This window comes from Proteiniphilum sp. UBA1028, from assembly GCF_002316955.1.
GTDB lineage: Bacteria > Bacteroidota > Bacteroidia > Bacteroidales > Dysgonomonadaceae > Proteiniphilum.
Genome location: NZ_DCEN01000046.1, coordinates 1 through 462, shown reverse-complemented (window position 1 = coordinate 462; position 462 = coordinate 1). Strand labels below are relative to the sequence as shown.

At 45.0% G+C, this 462-nt stretch carries 2 protein-coding genes; both read left to right on the top strand.

Translation table 11 applies throughout. The annotated features are described in order from the left end of the window. Nucleotides 1-245, top strand: a 245-nt coding sequence (locus tag B3Z75_RS08090; RefSeq protein WP_286848660.1) for a RagB/SusD family nutrient uptake outer membrane protein, incomplete at its 5' end; no start/stop codon positions are given. Nucleotides 246-265: 20 nt separating this feature from the next. Continuing rightward, nucleotides 266-462, top strand: a 197-nt coding sequence (locus tag B3Z75_RS08085) for a SusE domain-containing protein (RefSeq protein ID WP_349676033.1), incomplete at its 3' end; no start/stop codon positions are given.

Sequence of the window (462 nt, the reverse complement as noted above, 5' to 3'; positions counted from 1 at the left end):
GGGGAGATGTGGAGAATCTCACAACCGAACAGATGAGAGAGAAAATCAGAAATGAACGTCGCATTGAACTGGCCTTCGAAGGACATCGCTGGTTCGATATCATCAGGTGGGATAACGGACAATATGCCTTGGATTTCCTGCACTCCATCGGTAAAATCAACGCGACGCAGAAACACCTGTTGTTTCCTATCCCGCAAAAGGAGAGGGATGCCAATCCTAATCTCACACAAAATCAAGGATATTAATATCAAAAAGAGAGACTGTTATGAAGATATACAGATTACTATTTTTACTGTCGTTGTGGGTCACACTGTTTGTAGGGTGTGCCGACGATAATTACATGGAACTGGACAAGGGAAGCAGTCCCCTTGAAATAACTGCTTCATCGGCTGAAATCGAGCTGGATGCTGCAAATCCGACTTCGGAAGCCCTGAAATTGTCATGGACAACCGGTTCCAACCA